The organism is Methylobacterium amylolyticum, from assembly GCF_030700245.1.
GTDB lineage: Bacteria > Pseudomonadota > Alphaproteobacteria > Rhizobiales > Beijerinckiaceae > Methylobacterium.
In genome coordinates this window covers 95145-122021 of sequence record NZ_JAUYZI010000003.1, presented here as the reverse complement: position 1 = coordinate 122021, position 26877 = coordinate 95145, and the positions used below count along the sequence as shown (strand labels likewise).

Genomic DNA, 26877 nt, shown 5'->3' with positions numbered 1-26877 from the left:
GCCGCGGATCCAAGTCCCTACTCCGCCGCCGGACGCGCCGCCTCGCGGAACGGGTGCGCCGGATACGTCCCCACCACCCGCAACTCGCGCGAGAAATACCGCAGCTCGTCGAGCGCCCGCGCCAGCCCCGGGTCGTCGGGGTGGCCGTCGACCTCGGCGTAGAACTGGGTGGCGGTGAACTCGCCCTCCATCATGTAGCTCTCGAGCTTCGACATGTTGACGCCGTTCGTGGCGAAGCCGCCGAGCGCCTTGTAGAGGGCCGCCGGGATGTTGCGCACGCGGAAGATGAAGCTCGTCACGCAGGCGCCCGCGTCGGCCGCGACAGGCTCCGGCTCGGGGGAGAACACCACGAACCGGGTGGTGTTGTGCGCCTCGTCCTCGACGTCGCGCTCCAGGATGTCGAGGCCGTAGACCTCGGCCGCCAGCGCCGGCGCCAGCGCCGCCCGGCTCGGGTCGCCGGCCTGCTTGATCTCGCGCGCGGCGCCCGCGGTGTCGCCCGCGATCACCGCCTTGAGCCCGAGGCGCCGGATCAGCCGGCGGCACTGGCCGAGCGCGTGGATGTGGCTGTGGACCGTCCGCAGCGCGTCCGGCTTCGTGCCCGGCAGCACCAGGAGCTGGAAGTGGATCGGCAGGAAGTGCTCGGCCACGATGTGCAGCGGCGAGGTCGGGATCAGGTGGTGGATGTCGGCGACCCGCCCGGCGATCGAGTTCTCGATCGGGATCATCGCCCGGCCCGCGCGTCCCTCGGTGACCGCCGCGAAGGCGTCCTCGAAGGTGGCGCAGGGCAGCGGCGTCCAGTCGGGAAACGCCTCGGCGCAGATGATGTGCGAGTTGGCCCCGGGCTCGCCCTGGTAGGAGATCGTTCGCGTGCTCATGGCTCGTGGCTGTCAGTTGAGGCGGCGGGCCCGCATCAGCGCGCGGGCGCGCTCCAGGTCTGCGGGGGTGTCGACGCCGAGCGGCAGGTCGTCGACGATCACGGCGTCGATGCGCATGCCGGCCTCCAGCGCGCGCAACTGCTCCAGCTTCTCCCGGGTCTCCAGCTCGCCCGGCGGCAGGGCGACGAAGCGGGTCAGCGCCGTGCGGCGGTAGGCGTAGAGGCCGATATGGTGCCAGAGCGGCCCGTCGCCCCACGGGGCGCGGGCGCGGGTGAAGTACAGGGCGCGCAGCCGCCGCGGGCCGACCCCGTGGCCGACGAGCTTGACCACGTTCGGGTTGTCGGCCTCGTGCGGGTCGGTGATCGCCGCGCACAGGGTGACGATGTCGACGCCCCGGTCGGCGAGCGGCGCCACCGAGGCGCCGATGATCGCCGGGTCGATGGTCGGCAGGTCGCCCTGCACGTTGACCACCACGTCGTGGCGGCCCTCCGGATCGACGGTCTCCAGCGCTTCGGCGAGGCGGTCGGAGCCGGACGGGTGGTCGGCGCGGGTCATCACCGCGAGCCCGCCCGCCGCCTCGACCGCCCGGACGATCGCGTCCGTGTCGGTGGCGACCACGACGGGGCCGATCCCGGCCTCGACCGCGCGGCGCCAGACGTGGACGATCATCGGCTCGCCCGCGATCTCGGCGAGCGGCTTGTCCGGAAGGCGGGTGGCGGCGAGCCGGGCCGGGATCAGGACGAGGGGATCGGACATGCGTGGTCGGCGGGGACGGGCGGGGCCTTGCGGGAGCGCCGGGTGTCTAGCAGGCGCGGCCCCGGTTGTCCTCCCCTGCTGTCCTCCACGGCGTCCTCTCCTCATGTCCTCCCCCCGCGCCCCGGACGGCGGCCAGATGCGAACGGGTGACAAGCCCCGGGATTCGGGGCGCCGATCGCGGCACGGGCGCGCGGAACCCCGCGCCGGCATTGTCAAGGTCGGCCCTGAGCGGCTAAGGGCAGCCTCGAAACCTTCCAGTGTGCGGTGCCCGGGCCCGTCGGCCGGCCTCGGGCGCGCGAGGGGCGCGGGCCGTAAGGGGCGCGGGCCTGCAAGTCCGAGAGAGGCGCATGAACGCGTTCGAGGTGAATAAGATCGCCGGCGCCATCCTCGGCGCCCTGCTGTTCGCGGCGGGATCCGGCTTCGTGGCGGAGCTGCTGTACCACCCCAGGCCCGCCGGCAAGGCCGGCTACGACCTGCCGGAGCCGGAGCCCGAGACCGCCGCCGCCCCGGCTGAGGCCGCCAAGGTCGAGCCGATCGCGGTGCGTCTGGCGAGCGCCAACGTCGAGAAGGGCCAGGCGGGCACCAAGGCGTGCCACGCCTGCCACAGCTTCGAGAAGGGCGGCCCGAACAAGGTCGGCCCGGACCTGTGGGACGTGGTCGACCGCCACAAGGGTGGCCATGCCGGGTTCGACTACTCGGCTGGCCTGAAGGAGAAGGGCGGCGACTGGACCTACGCCGACCTCGACGCCTTCCTCACGAACCCGAAGGGCTACGTGAAGGGCACCAAGATGGCCTTCGCCGGCATCGCCTCGCCGCAGGAGCGCGCCAACGTCATCGCCTACCTGCGGACCCTGTCGGACAACCCGAAGCCGCTGCCCGCGGTCGAGAAGACCGAGGAGAAGCCGGCGGCTCAGCCCGCGGCCCAGCCCTCGGCCCCGGCCGCCGGGGCCGGCGACGCGAAGCCGACCGCCAACCAGCCCGCCGCCGCCAAGCCCTCCGAGGGCAAGGACAGCCCGGCCAAGCCCGCCGACACCTCGACCGCCAAGCCGGGCCCGGCGAAGGCCCCGGGCAGCCCGCGTCCGAGCGGCGAGCCGAACGACCAGAACGCGCCGGCCCCGCCCGCCGACGCCAACGCCAGCGACCAGCAGGGCACCCCGTCGAGCCTGATCCCCGCCGAGCCGACCGCGCCCTCCTCGCCCGCCGCCGTGGAGCCGCCGGCCCAGGCCAACCCCGAGGCGGTGGAGCGGGCCAAGGAACTCGACGTCACGGTGCCTCAACCCCAGGCGCCCCAGGACGGGAACGCGCCGAAGCCGTAGGATCCGCGGGATCGTCGGTCAGGGGCCGGGCGAGAGCCCGGCCCTTTCCGTGTCCACCCCGGGCCCCGGGCGGCCCGACACGCGAGGAACCCCGGTGCCGGAGGCAAGGCCCGAGGCGGACCGCAAGGCCCCGCTGCCGCTCCTCGTGGCGGTGACGATGACCGGCACGGTGGCGCTGCACATCTTCGTGCCGGCGCTCGCGGCAGCCGCCGCCGATCTCGGCACCACCGCCGCGGCGGCGCAGGCGACCATCACCGTCTACCTCGTCGGGCTTGCGGGCGGGCAGCTCCTCTACGGGCCGCTCTCCGACCGCTACGGGCGCCGGCCGGTGCTGATCGGCGGGCTGGCCCTCTACCTCGCGGGCCTGCTGCTGGCGATCCCGGCCACCAATATCGGCCTGCTGCTGGTGGCGCGGGTGCTGCAATCGCTCGGCGCCTGCGGCTCGCTGGTGATCGGCCGGGCGATGGTGCGCGACGTGTCCACCCGCGAGGACGCCGCGAAGAAGCTCGCGATCCTGACCACCGCGATGACCCTGACGCCGGCGCTGGCCCCGGCGATCGGCGGCGTGGTGAGCGGGGCGTTCGGCTGGCGGGCGGTGTTCGTGGTGCTCGCCGGAATCGTCGCCGGCCTCGGGGCGCTGGTGGTGTTCACCCTGCCCGAGACCAACCGCCACAAGGTGGCGCTGCCGGGGGCGGCGGCGATCCTGTCGGGCTACCTGCGGCTCGTGCGGGTGCCGGCGTTCCGCGCCTACCTCGTGGCCGGCGCCTGCGGCGGCACCAGCCTCTACGCCTTCCTGGCGGTGGCGCCGTTCCTGCTCGTGGACCGGCTCGGGCGCTCGGCCCAGGAGGTCGGGTTCGATTGCCTGATCGTGGTGTTCGGGATGGTCGGCGGCGCGGTGCTCGCGAGCCGGCTCGCCGCGCGGGTGCCGATCCGCCGGGCCGCGCGGGGCGGCAACCTGCTGTGCATCGTCTCCGCGCTGGCGCTGCTGGCCATCGACCGCACGGGGATGCTCACCGTCGTCACCCTGATCGCCCCGCTGTTCGTCTACGCGGTCGGCGTCGGCCTGCTCAGCCCGAACGCGGTGGCCGGGCTGATGAACGTCGATCCGCACGCCGCCGGCTCGGCGTCGAGCCTGTACGGCTTCACGCAGATGAGCTTCGGCGCCGTGTTCACGGCGGCCGCGACCGCGTGGCCGGCCACCTCCGCAGCCCCCGTGGCGCTGGCGCTGCTCGCCGCCGGGCTCATCGCCGCGCTGGCGCTGCGCCGGGCCTGATCGGTCTCGGGATTCGCGCGCAGCGCGGGATCCGGTTCAGCGCGCCGGCTCCACGAGGCCCGAGACGCCCGCGCAGAAGCCCTCGGCCAGCTCCAGCCAGAGGAAGCGGGCGGGGTCGACCGGACCGGGCAGGGTCAGGCGGCCGGTCGGCACGGCGGAGAAGCCGAAGCGGGCGTAGTACGGCGCGTCGCCGACCAGGGTCACCAGCCCCTCCCCCGCCGCCCGCGCCGCCTCGATCGCGGCCGTCGTCAGCGCCGTGCCGATGCCGCGGCCCTCGAAGCTCGGATCAACGGCGAGCGGCCCGAGCATCAGGAACGCCGCCGATCCGGCGCGCACCGGGCTCATCCGGACCGAGCCGGCCAGGAAGCTGCCGACCGAGGCGGTGACGCCGAGGTCGATCCGGTGCGGCGCGCCCTCGCGCAGGCGGTAGGCGGTGCGCGCGAAGCGGCCGGGCCCGAACGCGCGGGCTTCGAGCCGGCCGATGGCGGCGTCATCCTCCGGCCGCTCGGGGCGCAGGACGAGGGAGAGTGTGGTCACGGCTGCCTTCGGACCTGGGCGGAACGCCGGTGGCCTAGCAGCGCCGGGCCAGGGCCGCAAACCGCGGACGAGGCGATCCCCCGCGCCCGCCGCGGCGGCGCGCCGGTGGCGGGGCTATTCGGGCAGGCGCCCGGCGAGCCGTGGGTAGACCCGGCGGGCGTTGCCGGAGAAGACCTTCGCGCGGTCGGCATCCGAGAGCGCGGCGGCGTCCACGTAGCGCTTGGTGTCGTCGTAGGCGTGGCCGGTCTCCGGATCGACGCCGTTGACCGCGCCGACCATCTCGGAGGCGAACAGGATGTTGTCGGCCGGGATCACCCGGGTCAGCAGGTCGATGCCCGGCTGGTGATAGACGCAGGTGTCGAACCAGACATTGCGCAGGAGGTCCGAGAGCGGCGGCCGCTTCATGTCCTGGGCGAGGCCCCGGTAGCGGCCCCAATGGTAGGGCACCGCGCCGCCCCCGTGCGGGATGATCAGCCGCAGGGTCGGGAAATCCCGGAACAGGTCCGAGGTGATGAACTGCATGAAGGCGGTGGTGTCGCCCGCGATGTAGTGCGCGCCGGTGGCCTGGAAGTTCGGGTTGGCCGAGGCGCTGACGTGGATCATGCCCGGCACGTCGAGCTCCACCATCCGCTCCCACAGGGGATACCACGAGCGGTCGTAGAGGGGCGGGTCGCGCCAGTAGCCGCCGGTCGGGTCCGGATTGACGTTGCAGCCGACGAAGCCGAGTTCGGTGACGCAGCGGGTCAGCTCGTCCCGGCAATTGGCGGGCGAGACCCCCGGGGATTGCGGCAACTGGCACACGGGGGCGAAGTTCTTCGGGAACAGGCCCGCCACCCGGTAGACCATGTCGTTCGAGACGCGCGACCAGTCGGCGCTGGTGCGCGCGTCGCCGATATGGTGGCCCATCCCGCCGGCCCGGGGCGAGAACAGGGCGAGTCCGATGCCGCGCTCCGCCTGGAGCTTGAGCTGCCGGTTCGCGACGCTCGCGCGGATCTCGTCGTCGGAGACCTTCAGCGCGTCGGGGGACGGTGTCTGGCCGGGATCGTTGAGCGCCGCGATCTGGCGCTTGCGCCAGTCGAGCATCGCCGCCGGCTCGGTGGTGTAGTGGCCGTGGCAATCGACCACGAGGCCGTCGTAGCGCGGACGCGCCGGCTGCGCCCGGGCCCCGCCGGCGGCGAGCGCCGCGGTGCCGAGAGCGGCGGCGCGCAGGAAGCCCCGGCGCGGGGTGCAGCACGCGCAGGCGGCCGCGGCATCCGAAGCGTGGAACACGGGCCCCCTCCCGGACGAGGCTCGGGGGCGTTCGCCCCTCCCGCGGCAGGAGGCGCCCGGTCGGGCGCCCCGTCAAGGGCTTCGCCTACTCGGCCGGGGCGAGCGCCGGTGCGGGCCCTGCCCCGGCGAAGGCGCGGAAGCCCAGGGCCGAGAGCCAGATCACCGCGCCGCAGGCCGCCGCGACCCCCAGGACCAGGGTGAACCCGCCGCGCTCGTGCAGCAGGGCGATGCCCGGCACCACGAAGCCCGAGGCGGTGAAGCCGACGAAGTAGCGCAGGCTGTAGGCCCGCGCCCGGTAGGCGGGCGGCACGTAGCGGGCGATCATCGCGTCGTTGATCACCACCTGCCCGTAGATCGCCGCCATCGCCAGGACGAGGCCGGCCAGCAGCGGCAGGCCTGTGGTCGCCGCCGCGATCCCGAGGCCGAGCGGCTGGAGCACCGAGAGCGCCACGAACAGGCTCGGCAGGCTGTAGCGGTCGATCAGGCGGCCCATCGCGAGCTGGGTCAGGGCGCCGAACAGGAACACCAGGGTGGCGAGCGAGCCGATCAGCGCCAGCGGCATGGCGTGGCCGACGCCCTCGTCGATCACCTTCGGCAGGCTGATCGTCGTCATGTTGAAGGTCAGGCCGCCCGCGAAGATCGCGAGCCCGAACATCGCGATCAGCGCGACCGGCCGCGCCACCGGGATGACCGCCTTGGTCTGCCCCTTCGCGCCGGCCGCGTCGCCGTCGCCGGGCACCAGGGCGATGAAGGCCGCCCCGCAGGCGAGGCAGACGAGGCCCGGCACCACGAAGGCCGCCCGCCAGCCGAGGGTCGCGGCGAGAAGCGCCGTCACGCCCGAGGCCGAGGCCGCGCCGAGATTGCCCCACACGCCGTTGACGCCGAGGTCGCGCCCCAGCCGCCGGGCGTGGGTGACGAGCATCGCCGAGCCGACCGGATGGTAGATCGCCGAGGCGAGCCCCAGCACGCACAGCCACAGGGCGAAGGCGAGCGGGCCCGTGGCGGTGGCGACCCCAAGGCAGGACGCGCCGTAGCCGAGGAAGAAGATCGCGAGCATGGTGCGCCGCCCGAACCGGTCGGCGAGCGAGCCCATCGGCAGCGAGCACAGGCCGAAGGCCACGAAGGCGCCGGTGGCGAGCCCGATCAGATCGCCGTAGCCGAGCCCCGTCTGCTCGGCGATGGCGATGACCGCCGTCGGGTAGATCAGCAGCACGAAGTGGTCGAGGGCGTGCGCGACGTTGACGAAGCGCAGCGTGCGGCGGGACAGGGTTTCCGAATCCATCCTGGCGATCCTCCGGAACGCGTTGTAGCCTGACCCGATCGATGGTGTCGGGCCGCAGATGCACGCGAACGGGCCAAGTTCCGCCGAGCCGCGCTCGACCGAGGCCGCCGCCTACCAGGACGTGCCGCGCGCGGTGGCGGTGATGCCGAAGCACTACCCGGCCCAGGCCCGGGTGGAGCGCCACCACCATCCCCGGGCGCAGCTCCTCTACGCCACCGCCGGGCTGATGATGGCGTCCGCCGAGGACGGCACCTGGGTTGTACCCGGGGGCCACGCCCTGTGGATCCCGCCGCGGCTGCCGCACGCGGTGGCGATGCACGGGCCGGTGGCGATGTGCTCGGCCTACATCGACGCGGCCGCGGTCCCGGGCTTCCCCGCGCGCTGCCGGGTCATCGCCGTGTCGCCGCTGCTCGCCGCCGCGCTCGCGGCGCTCGGGGCCGAGCCGGTGCTCTACGGCCCCCGCGGCGACCATCTCGCGGCGCTGATCCTCGACGAGATCGGCCGCGCCCCCGAGACGCCGCTGACCCTGCCGCTGCCCCGCGACGCGCGGCTGCGGAAGGTCTGCCTCGGGCTGATCGCCGATCCGGGGCACGACGGCGACCTCGATGCCTGGGCCGAGCGCGCGGGCGCGAGCCGGCGCACTCTCACGCGGGGCTTTCGCGCGGAGACGGGGCTCAGCTTCGGCGACTGGCGGGCGCGGGCCCGGGTGATCCGCGCGCTGGCGCTCGGCGCCGAGGGGCAGGCGCCGCGGGCGGTGGCGGCGGCGGTGGGCTACCGCAGCCCGCAGGCGCTGCGGGTGACGGTGGAGCGGGTGCTGGGCGCGGGCAACCCGGCGCGCCATCTCCCGCCGTGACGAAGCGGAGACCCGCCCGATGCTCTATGAACTCGCCGCGCTGTCCTGCCCCCTGCTGTCGGTCGCCTCGGTCTCCGCGGCCGCCCGCGCCTGGACCGACGACCCCGAGGCGAAGGGCACGCTGGTCGGCTGCTGGCGGACGGAGATCGGCGCGCTCGGCCGCCTGCTGATCCTGCGCGGCTTCGAGGCGCCCGAGGACATGACCGCCGAGCGCCGACGGGCCCTGATGAGCGCAAACCCGTTCAATGCCGGGGACGTGCTGACCGGATTGGAAATGGACAGCTACGCGCCGTTCCCGTTCCTGCCGCCGCTCCGCACGGGGGAGCGCGGCGCCGTCTACGAGCTCCGGACCTACCGCCTGAAGCCCGGGGGCCTGCCGGCGACCCTGGCGGCCTGGGAGGCGGCCTACCCCGCGGCGAAGCCGTACACGGACCACCTCGTCGTCAACCTGTACGCCCTCGACGGTCCGCCGCGGATCACGCACATCTGGGGCTTCGCCAGCGTCGAGGAGCGCGCCCGGCTGCGGGGTGAGGCCTACGCGTCGGGCCACTGGCCGCCGAAGGGCGGGCCGGACCAGATCGCCGAGGCGCATTCGGCCGTCGCCCTGCCTGAGCCGGGCTCGCCGCTGCGCTGACCGCCGCTGCCGACGAGCCTCAGGTCGCCCGCGCGGAAAAATCGATCCGCGGGTCGATCCAGACGTAGATCAGGTCCGAGAGCAGGTTCACGGCGAGCCCGATCAACGAGAAGATGTACAGGGTCGCGAACACGATCGGGTAGTCGCGCCCGACGATCGCCCGGAACGACAATTCGCCGAGCCCGTCGAGGGAGAAGATCGTCTCGATCAGGAGCGAGCCGGTGAAGAAGGCCGAGATGAAGGCCCCGGGGAAGCCGGCGATGACGATCAGCATCGCGTTGCGGAAGACGTGGCCGTAGAGCACGCGGGCCTCGGTGTTGCCCTTCATCCGTGCGGTCATCACGTACTGCTTGCGGATCTCGTCGAGGAACGAGTTCTTGGTCAGCAGGGTCGATGTGGCGAAGGCACCGATCACCAGGGCGGTGAGCGGCAGGGCCATGTGCCACGCGTAGTCGGTCACCTTGTGCCAGAGGCTGAACCCTTCCCAGCCCTCGCTGGTCAGCCCCCGCAGCGGAAACCACTGGTAGAACGAGCCGCCCGCGAACAGGATGATCAGCATCAGCCCGAACATGAAGCCCGGCACCGCGTAGCCGACGATGATCACGGCGGAGGTCGCGCGGTCGAAGCGGCCGCCGTCGCTCACCGCCTTGCGGATCCCCAAGGGAATCGAGATCGCGTAGGACAGGAGCGTCATCCACAGCCCCAGCGAGATCGAGACCGGCAGCCGCTCCTTGATCAGGTCGATCACCGTTACATCGCGAAAATAGCTGCGGCCGAAATCGAACCGCACGTAGTCCCACAGCATCTTGGCGAAGCGCTCGGGCGCGGGCTTGTCGAAGCCGAACTGTTTCTCCAGCTTGGCGATGAACTCGGGGCTGAGCCCCTGCGCGCCGCGGTAGCGGGAATTGGCCTCGCCCCCGCCCACCGGCCGCCCGCCGCCGCCGAGGTCGCCCGAGCCCCCGGTGATGCGCGAGAGGCTGCCCTCGCCCTGCCCCTGCATCTGCGAGAGCACCCGCTCCACCGGGCCGCCGGGGGCGAACTGCACGATCGTGAAGGTGATCAGCATGATCCCGAACAGGGTCGGGATCATCAGGCCGATCCGGCGGAGGATGTAGCTCAGCATGCTCTCAGATCCGCCCGATCCGCCGGGCCTTGTCGGCGTCGAACCACCACGTGGTCGGCGCGGCGAGGTCGTAGCGCGGCGGGTTGGCGGGGCGGCCGTAGATGTCCCACAGGGCCAGCCGGTGCTGGCTCGCGTACCACATCGGCACCCAGTAGCGGCCGGCGCGCAGCACCCGGTCGAGGGCGCGGCAGGCCGTGGTCAGCGCGTCCCGCGAGCCGGCGTCGGCGACCGCCGTCAGCAGCGCGTCGGCGGCCGGGTCGGCGATGCCCGAGAGGTTGTTGGAGCCGGCCGTGCGCGCCGCCCGCGCGCCGTAGGTCTCGCGCAGCTCCGCCCCGGGGGTGACGCCGCTGCCGAAGCGGCGCGGCGTCAGGTCGAAGTCGAAATCCTTGAGGCGGGACTGGTACTGGGCGGCGTCGACGAGGCGGATCGAGGCCCGGATGCCCAGCAACCCGAGGTTGCGGATGAACGGCTGGGTGACCGGCTGGAAGACGGGGTCGTCGTCGAGGAACTCGATCGTGAGCGGCTGGCCGCCCGGCAGGAGCAGGGCGTTGCCCGAGCGGGTGCATCCGGCCTCGCGCAGGAGCGCGTCGGCGCGCTTGAGCAGCGCCCGGTCCTGGCCCGACCCGTCGGAGACGGGGGGCGTCCAGGCCTCGCCGAACACCTCCGGGGGCAGGTCCTTGAGCGGATCGAGCAGCGCCAGCTCCGCGGCGGACGGCTTGCCGGTGGCCTTGAGGTCCGAGTTCTCGAAGAACGAGGCGGTGCGCGTGTAGGCGCCGAACATCAGGTTCCGGTTGGCCCACTCGAAGTCGAAGCACAGGCCGATCGCCTCGCGCACCCGGGAATCGCGGAACGCGTCCCGCCGGGTGTTGATCCACCAGCCCTGGGTTCCGGTCGGTCGCGCGTCGGGGACGGTCTCGCGGGTCACCCGCCCCTCGGCGGCGGCGGGGAAATCGTAGCCCGTCGCCCAGACCCGGGCGGTGAACTCCTCCCGGTAGGTGAAGGCGCCGCTCTTGAACGCCTCGAACGCCACGGTGCGGTCGCGAAAGTACTCGTAGCGGATGGATTCGAAGTTGTTCCGGCCGACGTTCACGGGCAGGTCCGCGCCCCAGTAATCAGGCACGCGCTCCAGGGCGATCGAGCGGCCGGGATCGACGGCGCCGACCCGGTAGGGCCCCGAGCCGAGAGGCGCTTCGAGGGTCGAGGCCTCGAAGTCGCGCGCCCCGTAATAGGCGGCGGAGAAGATCGGCAGTTGCGCGACGATCAGGGGCAGGTCGCGGGCGCGGCCGGGCGCGAAGGTGACGACGAGGCGCCCGTCGCCGTCGGCCCGCGCGTCGGTCATGTCGCGGATGACCTGGCTGATCTCCGGGTGGCCCTTCTCGCGCAGCAGCAGCAGGCTGAAGGCGGCGTCCCGGGCGGTGAGCCGCGAACCGTCGCTGAACCGAGCCTGCGGGCGGAGGGAGAAGGCGTAGGTCAGCCCGTCGGGGCTCGCCGTCACCCCCCGGGCGAGGAGCCCGTAGACCGCGTCCGGCTCGTCGAGCGCCCGGGTCATCAGGCTGTCGAAGGTGAGGTTCATGCCCGCGGCACCCTCGCCGCGCAGCACGTAGATGTTGAGCGTGTTGAAGGTGTTGAGCGCCTGATTGCCGATCGTCGACGCGAGCTGCCCGGAGAAGCGCCCGCCCCGGGGCGCCATCGGGTTCACGTAGTCGAACCTCTCGAAGGTCTTCGCGTATTTCAGCTCGCCGAAGCTGGAGAGGCCGTGGCGCTCGCCCGCCTCGGCGTGCACATCCTCGGCGCGCAGATCCCACGGCAGGCCGGCGGCGGCGAGGCCGAGGACGACGCCCCGGCGGGTCGGGCTCCCGGGACGGCGCCTCAACGCGGCGCCCCGGTCTTGGCGGCGAGCGCCTGATCGTACCACCACGTCGTCGGGAAGCCGGAGCTGGCGTAGAGCGGCAGCACGGGCGGGTGGGCGAACCGGTTCCAGCGCAGCGTCCGCTGGCTGTTCGAGGCCCATTGCGGCACGACGTAGTTGTGGGCGAGCAGCACCCGGTCGAGCGCCCGGGTGGCGGCCACCACCCCCGCCCGGTCGGGGGCGTAGATCACCCGCTCGATCAGCGCGTCGATGCCCGGATCCTTGATGCCGATGAGGTTGCGGGAGCCGGGCTTGTCGGCGGCGGCCGAGCCCCAGTACTCGCGCTGCTCGTTGCCGGGCGACAGCGACTCGCCCCACGAGCCGGTGGTGACGTCGAAGTCGAAGTTGCGCATGCGGTTCTGGTACTGCGCCTGGTCGATCACCCGCAGGGTGGTGCCGATGCCGATCAGCTTGAGCTGCGCCGAGAACGGCAGGATCACCCGCTCGAAGGTGTTCTGGAACTCCAGGAACTCGACGGTCAGCGGCTCGCCCGTGGCCTTGTCGACCATCTTGCCGTCGCGCAGCTCGTAGCCCGCCTCGCGCAGCAGCCCCACCGCCTCGCGCAGGTTCTTGCGCACCGCCTCCGGCGAGTCGTTGACCGGGTTTGTGTAGGGCGTGGTGAAGACCGAGGCCGGGATCTTGTCCCGGACGCTCTCCAGGATCTCGCGCTCCTGACCCTCTGGCAGGCCGGACGAGGCCAGTTCCGAGCCGAAGAAGTACGAGTCGATGCGCTTGTACAGGCCGTAGAACAGCGCCTTGTTCATCTCCTGGTAGTTCAGCGCGAGGTTGAACGCCCGGCGCACGCGCTCGTCCTTGAACTTGTCCCGGCGCGCGTTGAACACGAACGCCTGCATGATGCCCATGCCGCGGTCGGGGAACGCTTCCTTGATGAGCCGCCCCTCCTTCACCGCGGGGAAGTCGTCGTAGGCGGTGGCCCAGTTGCGGGCGATGTTCTCGACCCGGAAATCGTAGAGGTCGCCCTTCAGCGCCTCGACCAGCACGGTGCCGTCGCGGAAGTACTCGTAGCGCTCGGTGCCGAAGTTGAACCGGCCGGCGTTCACCGGCAGGTCCTTGCCCCAGTAATCGGCGACGCGGGTGTAGGTCGCGGTGCGGCCGGGCTCGAACTTCTCCAGCTTGTAGGGCCCGGAGCCGAGCGGGATCTCCAGGGTCGTTTCGGTGACGCTGCGGCTGCGCCCCTGCGCGTCCTTGCCCGTCCACCAGTGCTTGGGCAGCACCCGCAACTGGCCGATCACCTGCGGCAGCTCGCGGTTGCCCTTCTCCGAGAAGGTGAAGGTCACCTCGCGCGGGCCCGTGGCCTCGGCCTTGGCGACCGTGTGGTAGTAGGCGGCGTAGAACGGCGAGTTCGCCTTCAGCACGTCGAAGGACCAGACCACGTCCTCCGGGGTGATCGGCCGGCCGTCGTGCCAGCGGGCGCCCTCGCGCAGGCGGTAGGCGACCGATCCGAGATCGGGGGCGACGCGCACGGCCTCGGCGAGCAGCCCGTAGGAGGTGAAGGGCTCGTCGGACGAGTCGGTCAGCAGCGTGTCGTAGATCTGCTGGATCCCGCCTTCGAGGTCGCCCTTGAGGCCCGCCACGACGATGTTGAAGTTGTCGAAGCCGCCCTGCGCGCCGAGGCGCACGAGACCGCCCTTGGGGGCGTTCGGGTCGGCGTAGTCGAAATGCTTGAAACCGGGGCCGTATTTCGGCTCGCCCATCAGCGTGATCGCGTGCCGCCACTGGCCGTCGGCGGCGGGCAGGGTGGCCGGCGCCTGCGCCCGGGCCGGCAGCGTCAGCAGGGTCGCGGCGAGCAGCGCGGCCAGGGCGGCGCCGCGCCGCGCTCTCCCGCGCCGGGCCGGAAACCGTTGCGGCGAAGAGGGCTCCGGGCGGCGTCCGGTCACGGCGTGCGGCGTCACGGGCAGGCTGTCTCCCATCCTGGCGGACCGGGAGGCCGCCGAGCCCAGCGGTCTTAGGACGGGTCGGGGGCGGGCGTCGAGTGCGGCAGCGGGACCGGTCGCCGCGGCCTCACATCAGCGCGCGCCGCGCGAGCTGGCGGCCGATCTCGTAGAGGGCCATGTCGAGGATCAGGCGCAGGTGATCCGGCGCCGCGCGGTCCGCCGCGTCGAGGGCGTCGCGGGCCTCCAGGCAGCGCGCCGCCGCGCGGCTCAACGGGTCCTCCCCGAGGAAGTCGATCCCGCTCGCCGTCCCGGGCGCGGCCTGGGCGAGGTAGCCCCGGCTGCCGTCGCGGCTCTCGGTGATGTCGATCAGGATGCCCTTGCAGCGGACCGGCCGGCCGTGCTGGTCCTGGTAGACCCGTCCACGGCTGAGCACCCAGCGGATGCCGCGGCCCCGCACCAGGATCCGGTACTCGGCGAGGATCAGGCCGCCGTCGGCGATGGCGCGCTCGGTCTTCGCTCGCAGCCAGCCCATGTCCTCCGGGTGGATGCACGCCATCGCGGCGGCGGCGCGCAGGTCCTGGCCGGCGAGATCGGGATCCCCGGCGAGCAGCCCGGCGGCGCCCCGATCGTAGCGCGCGGTGTGGCGCACGCAGTCCCAGTCCCAGGCGCCGACCACGCCGGAGGCATCGAGCGCCGCCCGCAAGTGGTCGCGCGGGTCCTCGTACGGCTCGTAGCAGCCGTCGTCGCCCTCTCGCTGCACCGACCGATCACCCCACGTCTTCGAGCATCGATCCGATGATCAGGCTCCCGCGCCCTGCGCAGACTTCCCGTGCAACCGAATCGCTGGCGCGGCCACGAGGTCAAGAGTTCGACCGTGATCGCACCCCGGAGATAGGCATATCGCAGCCGCGAGGCAACGCCCGTGTCGGAAGACTTGGGGTGCGTCCGGTCAGACCTTGTGCGCGAGACGGGGCGAAATCAGGCGGCGCGGCCGCGCCGGCCCTCGACCAGCCACATCGCGAGCACCGCGGCCGCGAGCGCGGCGAGCGCGGCGAGGCCGAGCGCCAGGGGATAGACCTCGACGCCGCGGATGTTGGCGCTGTCGCTCGGGCGGAAGCCGATCCAGTCGGCGCCCGCCAGCCGCCCGCTGCGCACCGACTGGAGGCGCGGCACCTGGATGCCGCCGCCGGTCTCGGCGACGCGCCGCACCGAGCCGCCGGAGCCCTCGGCCACCGCCCGCAGGCGCTCTGTGTCGCTGAACACGTCGGCGAGCTCGCGCGGGTTGGCCGGGCCGACGCTGACGAACGCCACGAGGTTGCCCGAGCGCAGGGTGTGCAGCCCCAGCTCCTTCGCGTCGAACGTGGCGGTGAACAGGCCGGGCTCGGCGGGCTTCAGGGTCAGGGTCTCGACCGCGCCGGTCGGGCCGGTGACGGTGACGGGCTCGGCCGTGTCCGCCATGGTCTGGCGCTCGACGCGGACCTCGCGGCCGTGGCCCGTGGTCTGCGCCCGCAGCGCCTCCTCCTCCAGCGCCGGCTCCTTCATCAGCCAGTGGGCGAGGCGGCGCAGCAGGTCGAGATAGGGCCCGCCCTCCTGGTAGCCCCGGGCCCAGAGCCAGGCGTGGTCGGAGAGCAGCAGGGCGACCCGGCCCTTGTCCTCGCGGGACAGCGCCAGCAGAGGCAGCCCCTCGGCGCCCGACAGGATCGGCTGCACGCCCGGCCGCATCCGCGCCTGGATGATCCGCAGCCAGTCGCCCCAGGCGGGCGGGCTCGCGTCGGAGCCCGGCAGGGCGCGGGTGACGGGGTGGCGCTGCCCGACCTGCGTCGGCGTCGCCTTGTAGGGCCGCTCGACCACCCGCCCGTCGGGATCGCCGGGCAGGATGCCGGCGAGCCGCGTGCGCGCGAGGCTCGCCGCGCCCGCGTATTCGGGACCGGCGGCGATCAGCAGCGCGCCGCCCTCGCGCACGTAGCGGGCGATGTTGTCGAAATAGGCCGCCGGCAGCACGCTCTGGTTGGCGTAGCGGTCGAAGATGATCAGGTCGAAGTCCTTGATCTTCTGGACGAACAGCTCGCGCGTCGGGAAGGCGATCAGCGACAGCTCGGAGATCGGCGTGCCGTCCTGCTTCTCCGGCGGGCGCAGGATGGTGAAGTGGACGAGATCGACGTTGGCGTCGGATTTCAGCAGGTTGCGCCACGTGCGCTCGCCCTGGTGCGGCTCGCCGGAGACGAGCAGCACCCGCAGCTTCTCGCGGATGCCCTCAATCGGGAGCACCGCGCGGTTGTTCACGCCCGTCATTTCACCCGGCAGCGGCTCGACTTCGATCTCGACGACGTTGGGGCCGCCGTGCTCGATCCGGGTGGTGAGGGTGAACGGCTTGCCGGTGGCCACGTCGCGGCGGCCGATCTCCTCGCCGTCGCGGCGCACGGTCACGACCGCGTGGCCGGTGCCGCCGCGCTCCATCACCTCCGCGCGCACCGTCACGTCCTTGCCGACGATGCCGAAGCGCGGCGCCTCCAGCAGCTTGATCTGGCGGTCGCGCTCGTCCGGCCGCCCGGTGACGAGGACGTGCAGCGGCGCCTTCAACCCCAGCGCCGCCATGGCGGCGGGGATGTCGTGCACGACGCCGTCGGTGAGCATGACGATGCCCGCCAGCCGCTCCGGCGGAACGTCGGCGAGCGCCTGCCCCAAAGCCGTGAACAGCTTGGTGCCGTCGTCGCCCTCGCGGGCGTCGGGCACGTCGATGAAGCGCGGCTCGATGTTGGTCAGCGCGCCGAAGCGGCGCTGCAACTCGGCCCGGACCTGGTCCGTCATCTGCGGCCGGTCGCCGAGCCCCTGCGAGCCGGAGCGGTCGACCACGATCGCGGCGACATCCTTCACCGGCTCGCGATCCTCGCGCACCAGCGCCGGATTGGCGAGCGCGGCGAGCACCAGGGCCAGAACCAGGGCGCGCAGGAGCGCCGTGCGGCCGCGGCTCGCGAGCGCCAGCCCGGCGAGCAGCAGCACCAGCACGCCGAGCCCGGCCAGCACCGGCCAGGGCAGCAGGGGGGTGAAGCTGAGGCTCAGCATGGATCAGACCCGCAGCGCACCCCTCCCCCCACCCAAGTCGGGCTTGCCCGACTTGGGCTGCCTTGCGGATCTCGGGCAAGCCCGAGATCCGTGGGGGAGGGTGGCCCCTGCGTCAGCAGGGGTCGGGAGAGGGAAACGCCGTATCCGGAGAGGTCGTGCCGGAGACCGAGCCCGCTCTCGTCGCGCCGCCCCTCTCCCCCCCTGCTGCGCAGGGTACCCTCCCCCGCAGAGGGGGGAGGGAGCGTGGCGGCGCTTCGCATATCCCTCGAAAAAATCACTGGCCCAGCCGCTCCAGCAGCGCCGGCACGTGGACCTGATCAGCCTTGTAGTTGCCGGTGAGCGTGTACATCACGATGTTGACGCCGCCACGGAAGGCCATCTCGCGCTGGCGCTGGTCGCCGCCGACGATCGGGTACAGGGGCTCGCCGCGCCGGCCCACCGCCCAGGCGGCGGCGAGGTCGTTGCCGGTGATGAGGATCGGGCTGACCCCGTCGCCGGCCCGCGCCGGGCGGCGCTCGCCCCCCTCTGGGGCCGGCGGCAGCGCCTCGACCCAGGTCTGGCCGGTGCTGTAGCGGCCGGGGAAGCTGTCGACGAGGTAGAATGCCTTGGTCAGCACGTGGTCGAAGGGCACGGGCTCCAGTTCGGGCACCTCCAGGGTCGCGAGCATCTTGCGCAGGTAGGCGCCCTCCGGCGTCGGCGGGCCGCCGGGTCGGGCGGTGAGCGCGTCGCGAGTGTCGAACAGGACCGTGCCGCCGTTGCGCATGAACGCGTCGATCCGGCGGATCGCGGTCTCCGAGGGCTGCGGCCGGCTTGGGGCGATCGGCCAGTAGATCAGCGGGTAGAAGGCCAGCTCGTCCTTGGCGGGGTCGATCCCGGCCGGCTCGCCGGGCTCCAGGGCGGTGCGCGAGGCGAGCATCTGGGTCAGGCCGGTGAGCCCGGCGCGGCTCGCCTCGTCGACCGCCGCGTCGCCGGTGATCACGTAGGCGAGGCGGGTGACGAGCGCCGACTCGATGCCGTTCGGGCGGTTGGCCGGCGGCTCCTCCGCCCGCGCCGGCCCCGTCGGCAGCGCGCCGGCCAGCAGCAGGCCGGCGAGCACCAGCACCGCCGGCCGGCCGCGCAGGCGGGCGGGCGACAGCCGTCCCAGGAAGCCGCCGAGCCACAGGCCGGCCAGCGTGTCGAGCGCGAGCAGCATCAGCGCCAAGGTGAAGAGCCCGGGGCGCAGGTCAAGGGTCTCGGCGCCGGCGAGCGAGCCGATCCGCGCGCCCGCGAGCGCCGCGAAGTCGAGCGCCGCCAACCGGTCGTCGGGCTTCAGGGCGTTGACGCTGATGCCGCCCTCGGGCGGCCCGTAGAAGCCCGGCGGATGCTCGGGACCGGCGCGATCGGCGTAGTCGGCGGGCACCGCGGTGGCCGAGGGCGGCGGCGCGCCGAGCGCCCCGAACCCGTCGAGCGTCAGGCGCGGGGCGAGCACCGCGGCGGGTGCGCGCGCGCCCTCCCCGCCCGGCCCCGCACCGGCCCCTTGCGGGGCGCTGCCGGCCAGCGCCACCACCCGCCGCAGCATGTCGATGAACAGCCCGGACAGCGGCAGGTTCGACCACGTGGTGTCGGCGGTGACGTGGAACAGCACGATCTCGCCGTCGCCCCGCTTCTGCGCCGTGACGATCGGCGTGCCGTCCTGGAGGGAGGCCCAGGTCCGCCCCGGCAGGTCGCCGTCGGGCTCGGCGAGGATCTGGCGGCGCACGCCGATATCGGCGGGCGGGGAGAGGCCGGCGAACGGGCTCTCGGGGGCGAAGGGCGCGAGCGTCTTCGGCGCGTCCCAGGACAGCGTGCCCCCGAGGTTGCGCCCGCCCCGGCGCAGGCGCACCGGCACCAGCGGGTCGTGCCCGGCGGCGAGCCGCGGGCCGGCGAAGCGCAGGAGCAGGCCGCCGTCCTGCACGAACTTCTCCACCCGCGCCGTGGTCCGCTCGTCCAGCGCGCCGACATCGGCGAGCACCAGCACCGAGACCTGATTGTCGAGGAGCTGGTTGATCGACTCGGCCGTCCCCTTGGCGCCGCGCGGCTCCTGCACGTCGGCGAAGGGTTGCAGGGCCCGCGACAGGTAGTAGGTCGGCGCCAGCAGCGGCTGCGCCTGATCGAGGGTGCCGCCGAAGACGAGGCCGACCCGGCGGCGCTTGCCGCGCTCGTCCATCAGCACCACCGCACCCGCCGAGCGCTCGCCCGCGACCTCCAGGCGGCTGATGCTGTTGCGCAGCTCCACCGGCATCTCGAAGGTCGATTCGGCCGCGGTCGCGTCCGGCTTGAAGGCGAAGTCGCGCTCGGCGAGCGGCAGGCCCTTCTGGTCCAGCGCCCGGATCACGCCCGCGTCGCGGCCGTTCGGCGCGGCGCGCAGCACCCGGGCGGTGAGCCGGCCGCCGGTCTCGGCGCCCGCCAGCGCCAGGGCCGGGGGCCGGTCGGCCTTGAGCACCGTCAGCGCGGCCCCGGCCTCGCCCGCGAGGTCGGAGAGACCCTTGGCGAAGCGCTCGTCGCCCGCCCCCGCCACCCCGTCGGAGATCCAGACGATTCCGGCGCCGAGGTTCTTCTCCAGGAAGGCGCCGATCGCCTGGAGGTGTGCGTCCCGGGTCGGCAGATAGGGGCGGGGCGCGAGCGCCCGCAGCCGCTCCAGGGCCGCGGCGGGCGTCTTCGCGTCGAAGGCGGCGGCGGGCTCGGCGAGGCCGACGAGGGCCACCGGCCGGCCGTCGCGGGCCGCGCCCTCGACCGCATCGGTCGCCACCCGCAGCCGGTCGCGCCAGTCGTGGGCGGCCGCGAAGCCGTTGTCGAGGAGGACGAGGAGCGCCTTGCGCCCGCCGCCCGCACCGACGCCGCCGGGGTTCCACACCGGCCCCGCCACCGCGAGGATCAGCGCGGCGGCGATCAGCAGCCGCAGGATCAGGAGCCAGGGGGGCGTGCGCGCCGGCGTCTGCCGCTGCGGGATCAGGTCGGCGACGAGCTTGAGCGGCGGGAAGTCGATCCGCCGCGGGCGCGGCGGCGTCACCCGCAGCAGGAACCACAGGGCCGGCAGGCCGATCAGGGCGGCGAGCGCGAGCGGCGCGGCGAAGGTGAGGCCGAGCATGGCGGCCTATCCCTGCCCGCGGGCGGCGACGAGGGTCGCGAGCCGCAGGGCCGCCTCGCTCGCCGGCCGGTCCGTCCGGTGCAGCGTCAGCGTCCAGCCCTGTCCGCGGGCGATGTCCTGCAAGGCCGCGCGGTGCTCCGCGATCCGCGCCCGGTAGCGCGCGCCCCAGGCGTCGGCGTCGCCGATGTCGAGGGCGAGGGTGCCTTCGAGGTCGTGCAGCACCGCCTGCCCCGAGAACGGGAAGGTCTCCTCGATCGGATCGACGATCATCAGGAGGTGGCCGCGGCTGCCGCGGCCGGCGAGATCCTGGACCGAGGCCGCGACGGCGGCCGGGGGGGACAGGAAGTCGCCGATCAGCACCACCTCGTCGAACCGGGCCGGGTGCGCCCGGGGCGGCAGGTCCCGGGTGAGGCCGGCCGCGTCCGCGACCAGCGCCCGCGCGATCCGCTCGACGATGCCGCGGGAGGCGGTCGCCCGGGTCAGCCCGAGCAGGCCGACCCGCTCGCCGCCCTCGACGAAGGCGTCGGCGAGCGCGAGACCCAGCACCAGGGCGCGCTCGACCTTCGGCGCCGACGCGAGGTCCGAAGAGAACCCCATCGAGGCGGAGCGGTCGATCCACAGCCAGATGTTGTGGGCGGCCTCCCACTCGCGCTCGCGCACGTAGAGCCGGTCGTCCCGGGCGGAGCGGCGCCAGTCGACCCGGGCGGCCGCCTCGCCGGTGACGAAGGGGCGGAACTGCCAGAAGCTCTCGCCGGGGCCGGCGCGGCGGCGCCCGTGCAGGCCGTGGGCGAGCAGGCTCGACACCCGCCGCGCCTCCAGCACCAGCCGCGGCATTTTTTCCGATAAGGCCGCGGCGGCCTCGCTCTCCCCTCGCCCGGGGATCCGCCGTGCGGCGTCGAGGGCGCGGGTCGCGATCATACGCAGCGCAGCCCCCGCGTACCGGTCCGCGCTGCGTATGGCTCAGGGCCACGCATTTTCTTCACGTTAGCCGGCATCCACCTGACTCGAAAATGCTGTTGGATCAGAGCTTCTCCGCGAGGCGGGCGATCAGGCCCTCGATCGTCTCGCCGTCCGCCCGGGCGGTGTAGCTCAGCGCCATGCGGTGCTTCAGCACCGGCTCGGCCAGCGCCTTCACGTCGGCAACCGAGGGGGCGACGCGGCCCTCGATCAGCGCGCGGGCGCGGGCGGCGAGCGTCAGCGCCTGGCTGGCGCGGGGGCCGGGCCCCCAGAGCAGCTTGCCCTTCACGATCCCGTCACCGCCGTCGGGCCGAGCGGCGCGCACGAGGTCGAGGATCGCCTCGACCACCGCCTCGCCCACCGGCAGGCGCCGCACGAGGCGCTGGGCGGTGAGCAACTGCTCGGTGGTCATCACCGGCCGCGCCCGCGCCTCCTCGACGCCGGTGGTCTCCACGAGGATCCGCCGCTCGGCCGCCCGGTCGGGATAGCCGACGTCGATCTCCAGGAGGAAGCGGTCGAGCTGCGCCTCGGGCAGCGGGTAGGTGCCCTCCTGCTCGATCGGGTTCTGGGTGGCCAGCACGTGGAACGGCCGCGGCAGGTCGTGGCGCTCGCCCGCCACCGAGACGTGGCCCTCCTGCATCGCCTGGAGCAGGGCCGACTGCGTGCGGGGGCTCGCGCGGTTGATCTCGTCGGCCATCAGGAGCTGCGTGAACACCGGCCCCTGCACGAAGCGGAAGGCGCGGCGGCGTTCGGCATCCTCCTCCAGGATTTCGGTGCCGAGGATGTCGGAGGGCATCAGGTCGGGGGTGAACTGCACGCGCCGGGCGTCGAGCCCGAGCACCGTGCCGAGCGTCTCCACGAGCTTGGTCTTGGCGAGTCCGGGCAGGCCGACGAGGAGGCCGTGGCCGCCCGAGAGGACCGTGACGAGGGCGAGGTCAACGACGCGCTCCTGGCCGAAGATCACCCCGTGGATCGCCTCGCGGGCCTGTCCCACCGCCGCGAGGCAGCTCTCGGCGGTGGCGACGATGCCGTCGTCGAGGCTGGTGGCCGGGCTCGCCGCTTGCGTCATGAAGCTGTCCGTCTCCGTACCCGCGGGCTCGGGAAAGGCCGAAGGAAAGGCGCGAGTGTGGGCCGGTTTCGGGCGGGCTGGCAAGGTCGGCATCGCCGCACGCCCCGCCGCCGGGAGAGCGTCGCCGGGCCGCCGGGCCTTGGCTCCCGCCGCCGGCGCCGGTAGGAAGGGCCACCCCTCGGACCGGGACGCTTCGCCGCGCCTTCCTCCGGCCCGGATCCCCGCGCAAGGACCAGAGGACGCGCCGCGGACAGCCCGCGCCTGCCGGACATGCCATGAGCCTTCGAGATGCGTTCGTCGCCTGGTCGTCGGGAACCGGGCCCCTGGTTGCGGCCGCCGCGCAGGCCGTGACCCTGCCGCTGATCGGCCGGATCGGGCGGCCGCGCCGCGGCGCGGGCGCGCCCCGCCACGCCGACCTCGCCCGGATGGTGCGGGAGTCGGGCCTGTTCGACGCGGCGTGGTACGGGCGGCGCTACCCGGACGTGGTCGCCGAGGGGCTCGACCCGGCCACGCACTACGCCGTCCACGGCGGCCGCGAGGGACGCTGGCCGCACCCGCTGTTCCACGGCGACCTCTACCTCGCCGCCAACCCGACGCTCCGGGCCGAGGGCATCAACCCGCTGCTGCACTACGTCGAGCACGGTGCCGCCGCGGGGCAAGCGCCGAACCCGCTGTTCGATCCCGACTGGTACGCCGAGCGCTACCTCGGCGGGCGCTCCGAGCGGGCGCGGGCGCTGTTCCACTTCCTGGAGAGCGGCGAGACCGACCCGTCGTCGGCCTTCGACACGGCGTGGTATCGCGGCCGCTACCCCGACGCCCGGCGCGAGCCGGTCAACGCGCTCGCCCACTACTTCATCTCCGGCCGGCAGCAGGGCTACCTGCGCAACGCCGAGGAATTCGCCGGCCTGTCCCGGCACGTGGACCTGATCCGCGCCTCCGGGATCTTCGACCCGGCGTTCTACCGCCAGCGCTGCCCCGAGGCCGAGAGCAGCGGCCTGGAGCCGCTGGAGCACTACGTGATGGCCGGCGGGCACCGCCGCCACGCGCCCCACCCGCTGTTCGACCCCGACTGGTACGCCGCCCAGGCCCCCGAGATCCTGGCCGAGAGCCTCAACCCGCTGGTGCATTTCCTAGAGCACGGCGCCGCCGCCGGGCACGATCCGGGGCCGTGGTTCGACACCCGCTGGTACGCCAAGACCTATCTCGCCGCGGACTCGGAGGAGAACGCGCTCGCCCACTTCCTCGCCGACGGCGGCCGCACCACCAGCCCGTCGCCGCGCTTCGACGCGCCCTGGTATCTCGGCCGCCACCCGCGGGTCGCGGCGCTCGGGCTCAACCCGCTCGTCCACTACGTCACCCTCGGCCTCACCGAGGGGTGCCGGAGCCGGCGCGTCCCGGGCACCGAGCGCGACTCGACCGAGCCGGCCGCCGCGCCGCTGACCTGCCTGAAGCGGGCGCCCCGTCGGCAGGGCCGGGTCGCGCTGTTCATCACCCACGCCCCCGAAGGCCGCATCCGCGGTCATGTCGAGCCCTACCTGCGGGCGTTTTCCGAGAACGGGGTCGACCTCGTCCTCATCGCGGCGGCCGACCAGCGCAAGACCGCGGTGCCGCAGACGCTCATCGACCTGTGCGCCTCCGTCTATGTCCGCGAGAACCGCGGCTTCGACTTCAACGCCTGGGCGCATATCCTGCTGGAGGACGAGAGCCTGCTCGACGCCGGCACCCTGTACCTCGTCAACGACAGCCTCGTCGGCCCCCTCGACCGCGACGACTTCGCGGGGCTGCTCGCCCGGATCGACGCCTGCTCCGAGGACGTGGTCGGACTGGCCGACAACTTCTACTACACGCCGCACCTCCAGAGCTTCTTCCTCGCCCTGAAGAAGCGCTGCCTGTCCTCCTACGCGTTCAACACCTACATCCAGTCGATCACGAGCTGGCCCGACAAGAACGCCATCATCACCGAGTACGAGCTGACCTTCACCGGCCGGATGCGCGCGGCCGGGCTCAACACCCGGAGCCTGTTCTCGACGCAGAACAAGCACATGACCCTGCGCAACGACCCGCGCAACAACCGCACGCTGTTCGACTGGGAGAACCTGCTCGGCCAGGGCTTCCCCTTCGTGAAGCGCTCGCTGCTCGGCGAGCACGTGGCGCTCGGCGGCGCCGCGGTGCGCGCGGCGATCGAGGAGCGCGGCTTCGACCTCGACCGCCTGGAGCCGACCTACGTCTACCCGGGCGCGAGCGTTCGCGCCGACCTCGAACGCCCGGTGGCCGCGACGCGCGCGGCGCGCGTCGCGTTCATCGCACCCATGAACTTCGCCAACGGCCTCGGCGTCGCCGCGCGCAGCTACGTGCGGGCGCTGCACCGCACCCCCTGGAGCGTCAACGTCCACCCGATGCAGCGGCCGTTCCACGTCCACGCCCGGGTCGCGCCGGACTGGCAGGCGCGCACGTTCTCCGGGCCGGCGGACGTGGCGCTGGTGCAGTTCAACGGCGACAGTTGGCACGCGCTGATGAGCGAGGCGCATCTCGACCTCGCCGCCCGGGCGCGGCTGCGGGTCGGGCTGTTCGTGTGGGAGACCTCCTACGTGCCCGCCGGCTGGCTGCCCACCGTCGACCGCCTCGACGCGATCTGGGCGCCGACCGAGTTCTGCGCGCAGATCTTCCGCCAGATCACCGACATCCCGGTCGACGTGGTGCCCTACGTCGTCGAGACCGAGGCGGGCGAGCCGGCCAGCGCCGCCGCCAAGGCGCGCCTGCGGGACGCGTTCCGGGTCGACCCGTCCAAGCGGGTGATCCTCTACGCCTTCGACGGGTCGAGCTACCTCGCCCGCAAGAACCCGCACGCGCTGATCCGGGCGTTCCGCGCCGCCGGCCTCGCCAAGGCCGGCTGGCAGCTCGTGCTCAAGACCAAGCACGTCTTCGACCTGCCCGAGGAGGGTCAGCGCCTGCTCGACCTCGTCGGGACCTCGGGCGACGTGCGGGTGATCGACCAGCCGCTCTCCCAGAACGAGCTCTCGGCCCTGTTCGAGCTGTGCGACGTCTACGCCTCCTCGCACTCCTCGGAGGGCTTCGGGCTGACGATCGCCGAGGCGATGGAGATGGGCAAGGTCGTGGTCGCCACCGATTACGGCGGCAGCCGCGACTTCCTCGACGCGACCTGCGGCTTCCCGGTCCGGGCCGAGGTGACGGCCCTGGAGCAGACCTGGGGGCCCTACCTGCGCGGCGCCGAGTGGGGGCAGGTGGACGAGGACGACCTCGCCCGGGCGCTCGCCGACGCCGCCCGGGCGGTGACCGGCGGGGACGCGGCCCGGATCGGCGCGGCCGCCCGCGCCCGGATCCGCGAGCGGCTGTCGACGGAGGCGGTTGCCGCGGCGATGGAGGCGAGCCTCGGCCGCCTGCTCCGGATCAAGCACGCATGAAAGCCCTCAAGACTCTCGCCGCGGGACAGCCCGTCCCCGCCCCCTCCACCGCGTGGGGCGCGATCCCCTGGCCCGAGGCGCTCGTGCCGCTGCCGCTCGACGCGGAGTTCCGGCCCCTCGACCCGGCGCGGCTCGCCCATCTCGCTCCCGGGCAGGCGCTGTTCGTCGCCCCCGCCGCGGCGGACCTCCACCCGGACCTGCTCGCCCTCATCGCCGCGGCGATGGCCGGGCGGCCCGACATCGGGATCTTCTACGGCGACGACGCGGTGCTCGACCGCGAGGGCGGGGTGCGGGGCGTCCACTGCAAGCCGGCCCTCAACCGCGCGCTGATGATGGCCGACGACTACGTCGGCTTCCCCCTGGTCGTGCGCGCCTCGGCCCTGACCGGCGCCCGGCCGGACTTCCCGCGCCGGAACGCCGGCGCCGCGTGGTTCCGGTTCTGCCTCGACGCGCTCTCGGCCGGCGTCGGGATCGACCGCATCCCGCACACGCTGATCGCCTCGGCGGGGAAGCGCCCGAAGGCGCCGCGCGAGGCCCGCGCCCGCGCCCTCGGCGCGTGGTTCAAGGCCGCGGGCGCGCCGCTGGAGGCCCGGGCCGGCCTGACGCCGGACACCCTGGAGATCCGCCGCGCCCTCGCCGACCCGCCGCCGGTGACGCTGGTGGTGCCGACCGCCCAGAGCGCGCCGAAGGACGGCCCGAACGCGGGCCGGCCGCACGTGCTCAACTTCCTCGACAGTCTCGGCCGCAGCACCTACCCGCTCGACCGCGTCACCGTGCTGGTCGGCGACGACCGCGAGGACGACGCGATCTACCGCGGCCGCTCCGACCGGTTCGCGGTCCGCCGGATCCTGACCGCGCGGCCGCCGGGCGAGCCGTTCAACTACGCGGCCAAGATGAACCGCCTGTGGCGGGCGGCCGAGACCGACCTCGTGATCCTGATGAACGACGACCTCGTCGTGCGCCGTCCCGGCTGGATCGAGGCGCTCCTGACCTTCGCCCTCGACCGCGGCGTCGGCGGGGTCGGCGGCCGGCTGCTGTTCCCCACCGGCAAGATCCAGCACGCGGGCATGACCGGCGGCATCTTCGACGTGGTGGCCCACCCCTGGTACAACCGCGACGCGGCCGAGCCGACCTACGGCGACTGGGCGCTGGCGCAGCGGGACTGCTCGGCGGTGACGGGGGCGCTGTTCGCCACCCGCCGCGCCGTCCTCGACGCGGTGAACGGCTTCGACGAGACGTTCTCCCTCGACTTCAACGACGTCGACCTGTGCTTCAAGCTGCGGATGCTCGGCTACCGCATCGTCTACACGCCGTTCGCCGAGATGACCCACCACGAGAGCGCCTCGCGGCAGGCCAACGTCGCGCCGGGGGCGCAGGTAGCGCGCTTCCTGCGGCGCTGGGGGGACGTGCTGCGGGAGGACCCCGCCTTCAGCCCGCAGTTGCGGACCGACACCGACGTGGTCGCGCCGCGGGGCGACGCGACCCGCTGGATCACCGCTCCCCCGACCCCGGCCGCCGGGTGAGCGGCGACCGGGACC

At 73.6% G+C, this 26877-nt stretch carries 19 protein-coding genes; 6 read left to right on the top strand and 13 right to left on the bottom strand.

From position 1 onward, the window contains the following. Nucleotides 1–17: 17 nt before the first annotated feature. The gene (locus Q8W71_RS03655; RefSeq protein WP_305523965.1) at nucleotides 18–875 is read right to left on the bottom strand and encodes a prephenate dehydratase; all 858 of its coding nucleotides are present in this window, start codon (nucleotides 873–875) and stop codon (nucleotides 18–20) included. Nucleotides 876–887: 12 nt separating this feature from the next. After that, complete coding sequence (locus tag Q8W71_RS03650) at nucleotides 888–1631, bottom strand: 3-deoxy-manno-octulosonate cytidylyltransferase (RefSeq protein ID WP_305523964.1); 744 nt, start codon at nucleotides 1629–1631, stop codon at nucleotides 888–890. 347 nt (nucleotides 1632–1978) lie between these two features. Here Q8W71_RS03650 and Q8W71_RS03645 point away from each other — a divergent pair, with 347 nt between their 5' ends. Both Q8W71_RS03645 and Q8W71_RS03640 read left to right on the top strand, forming a co-directional pair. After that, complete coding sequence (locus tag Q8W71_RS03645) at nucleotides 1979–2947, top strand: c-type cytochrome (RefSeq protein ID WP_305523963.1); 969 nt, start codon at nucleotides 1979–1981, stop codon at nucleotides 2945–2947. Between the two features lie 94 nt (nucleotides 2948–3041). After that, nucleotides 3042–4220 carry a multidrug effflux MFS transporter gene (locus Q8W71_RS03640; protein ID WP_305523962.1) on the top strand — a complete coding sequence of 393 codons (1179 nt, stop codon included), beginning with the start codon at nucleotides 3042–3044 and terminating at the stop codon, nucleotides 4218–4220. A 36-nt stretch (nucleotides 4221–4256) separates the two neighbouring features. Here Q8W71_RS03640 and Q8W71_RS03635 read toward each other — a convergent pair whose 3' ends face one another. The 3 genes from Q8W71_RS03635 to Q8W71_RS03625 form a co-directional block, all read right to left on the bottom strand. Beyond that, nucleotides 4257–4757, bottom strand: a complete 501-nt coding sequence (locus tag Q8W71_RS03635) for a GNAT family N-acetyltransferase (RefSeq protein ID WP_305523961.1) — start codon at nucleotides 4755–4757, stop codon at nucleotides 4257–4259. A 114-nt stretch (nucleotides 4758–4871) separates the two neighbouring features. Next, nucleotides 4872–5882, bottom strand: coding sequence for an amidohydrolase family protein (locus Q8W71_RS03630; protein WP_305524079.1), 1011 nt, complete (start codon nucleotides 5880–5882; stop codon nucleotides 4872–4874). A gap of 229 nt (nucleotides 5883–6111) precedes the next feature. Further along, nucleotides 6112–7308 carry an MFS transporter gene (locus Q8W71_RS03625; RefSeq protein WP_305523960.1) on the bottom strand — a complete coding sequence of 399 codons (1197 nt, stop codon included), beginning with the start codon at nucleotides 7306–7308 and terminating at the stop codon, nucleotides 6112–6114. A 58-nt stretch (nucleotides 7309–7366) separates the two neighbouring features. Here Q8W71_RS03625 and Q8W71_RS03620 point away from each other — a divergent pair, with 58 nt between their 5' ends. Together Q8W71_RS03620 and Q8W71_RS03615 are read left to right on the top strand one after the other, a co-directional pair. Then, nucleotides 7367–8161, top strand: a complete 795-nt coding sequence (locus Q8W71_RS03620; RefSeq protein WP_305523959.1) for an AraC family transcriptional regulator — start codon at nucleotides 7367–7369, stop codon at nucleotides 8159–8161. Nucleotides 8162–8180: 19 nt separating this feature from the next. Next, nucleotides 8181–8795 (top strand): NIPSNAP family protein, encoded by a 615-nt coding sequence (locus Q8W71_RS03615; protein ID WP_305523958.1) that lies wholly within the window; start codon nucleotides 8181–8183, stop codon nucleotides 8793–8795. Nucleotides 8796–8814: 19 nt separating this feature from the next. Here Q8W71_RS03615 and Q8W71_RS03610 read toward each other — a convergent pair whose 3' ends face one another. The 8 genes from Q8W71_RS03610 to Q8W71_RS03575 form a co-directional block, all read right to left on the bottom strand. Next, nucleotides 8815–9918 carry a microcin C ABC transporter permease YejB gene (locus Q8W71_RS03610; protein WP_305523957.1) on the bottom strand — a complete coding sequence of 368 codons (1104 nt, stop codon included), beginning with the start codon at nucleotides 9916–9918 and terminating at the stop codon, nucleotides 8815–8817. A 4-nt stretch (nucleotides 9919–9922) separates the two neighbouring features. Then, nucleotides 9923–11791: an extracellular solute-binding protein gene (locus Q8W71_RS03605; protein ID WP_370875328.1), complete on the bottom strand. Its 1869-nt coding sequence runs from the start codon at nucleotides 11789–11791 to the stop codon at nucleotides 9923–9925. Then, complete coding sequence (locus Q8W71_RS03600; protein ID WP_370875334.1) at nucleotides 11788–13647, bottom strand: extracellular solute-binding protein; 1860 nt, start codon at nucleotides 13645–13647, stop codon at nucleotides 11788–11790. The genes Q8W71_RS03605 and Q8W71_RS03600 overlap by 4 nt, the downstream gene beginning before the upstream one ends. A 202-nt stretch (nucleotides 13648–13849) precedes the next feature. After that, nucleotides 13850–14482: a PAS domain-containing protein gene (locus Q8W71_RS03595; RefSeq protein ID WP_305523956.1), complete on the bottom strand. Its 633-nt coding sequence runs from the start codon at nucleotides 14480–14482 to the stop codon at nucleotides 13850–13852. Nucleotides 14483–14700: 218 nt separating this feature from the next. Continuing rightward, nucleotides 14701–16785, bottom strand: a complete 2085-nt coding sequence (locus Q8W71_RS03590; RefSeq protein WP_305523955.1) for a hypothetical protein — start codon at nucleotides 16783–16785, stop codon at nucleotides 14701–14703. A gap of 274 nt (nucleotides 16786–17059) precedes the next feature. After that, a complete protein-coding gene (locus Q8W71_RS03585; protein ID WP_305523954.1) occupies nucleotides 17060–19891 on the bottom strand; it encodes a DUF4159 domain-containing protein in 2832 nt (943 codons plus the stop codon). Nucleotides 19892–19897: 6 nt separating this feature from the next. Next, nucleotides 19898–20809 (bottom strand): DUF58 domain-containing protein, encoded by a 912-nt coding sequence (locus Q8W71_RS03580; RefSeq protein WP_305523953.1) that lies wholly within the window; start codon nucleotides 20807–20809, stop codon nucleotides 19898–19900. Nucleotides 20810–20912: 103 nt separating this feature from the next. After that, complete coding sequence (locus Q8W71_RS03575; protein WP_305523952.1) at nucleotides 20913–21917, bottom strand: AAA family ATPase; 1005 nt, start codon at nucleotides 21915–21917, stop codon at nucleotides 20913–20915. A 275-nt stretch (nucleotides 21918–22192) separates the two neighbouring features. Between Q8W71_RS03575 and Q8W71_RS03570 the strand changes: the two genes are divergently transcribed. Together Q8W71_RS03570 and Q8W71_RS03565 are read left to right on the top strand one after the other, a co-directional pair. Beyond that, complete coding sequence (locus Q8W71_RS03570; protein ID WP_305523951.1) at nucleotides 22193–25339, top strand: rhamnan synthesis F family protein; 3147 nt, start codon at nucleotides 22193–22195, stop codon at nucleotides 25337–25339. Beyond that, nucleotides 25336–26862: a glycosyltransferase family 2 protein gene (locus tag Q8W71_RS03565; RefSeq protein WP_305523950.1), complete on the top strand. Its 1527-nt coding sequence runs from the start codon at nucleotides 25336–25338 to the stop codon at nucleotides 26860–26862. The genes Q8W71_RS03570 and Q8W71_RS03565 overlap by 4 nt, the downstream gene beginning before the upstream one ends. Nucleotides 26863–26877 lie beyond the last annotated feature (15 nt).

Excerpts from the sequence above, each read along its gene's own strand:
- Q8W71_RS03645 (WP_305523963.1), top strand. The coding sequence starts at position 1,979 with ATGAACGCGTTCGAGGTGAATAAGATCGCCGGCGCCATCCTCGGCGCC.
- Q8W71_RS03585 (WP_305523954.1), bottom strand. The coding sequence starts at position 19,891 with ATGCTCGGCCTCACCTTCGCCGCGCCGCTCGCGCTCGCCGCCCTGATC.
- Q8W71_RS03655 (WP_305523965.1), bottom strand. The coding sequence starts at position 875 with ATGAGCACGCGAACGATCTCCTACCAGGGCGAGCCCGGGGCCAACTCG.
- Q8W71_RS03625 (WP_305523960.1), bottom strand. The coding sequence starts at position 7,308 with ATGGATTCGGAAACCCTGTCCCGCCGCACGCTGCGCTTCGTCAACGTC.
- Q8W71_RS03575 (WP_305523952.1), bottom strand. The coding sequence starts at position 21,917 with ATGACGCAAGCGGCGAGCCCGGCCACCAGCCTCGACGACGGCATCGTC.
- Q8W71_RS03610 (WP_305523957.1), bottom strand. The coding sequence starts at position 9,918 with ATGCTGAGCTACATCCTCCGCCGGATCGGCCTGATGATCCCGACCCTG.
- Q8W71_RS03565 (WP_305523950.1), top strand. The coding sequence starts at position 25,336 with ATGAAAGCCCTCAAGACTCTCGCCGCGGGACAGCCCGTCCCCGCCCCC.
- Q8W71_RS03590 (WP_305523955.1), bottom strand. The coding sequence starts at position 16,785 with ATGCTGAGCCTCAGCTTCACCCCCCTGCTGCCCTGGCCGGTGCTGGCC.
- Q8W71_RS03570 (WP_305523951.1), top strand. The coding sequence starts at position 22,193 with ATGAGCCTTCGAGATGCGTTCGTCGCCTGGTCGTCGGGAACCGGGCCC.
- Q8W71_RS03580 (WP_305523953.1), bottom strand. The coding sequence starts at position 20,809 with ATGATCGCGACCCGCGCCCTCGACGCCGCACGGCGGATCCCCGGGCGA.
- Q8W71_RS03615 (WP_305523958.1), top strand. The coding sequence starts at position 8,181 with ATGCTCTATGAACTCGCCGCGCTGTCCTGCCCCCTGCTGTCGGTCGCC.
- Q8W71_RS03650 (WP_305523964.1), bottom strand. The coding sequence starts at position 1,631 with ATGTCCGATCCCCTCGTCCTGATCCCGGCCCGGCTCGCCGCCACCCGC.
- Q8W71_RS03620 (WP_305523959.1), top strand. The coding sequence starts at position 7,367 with ATGCACGCGAACGGGCCAAGTTCCGCCGAGCCGCGCTCGACCGAGGCC.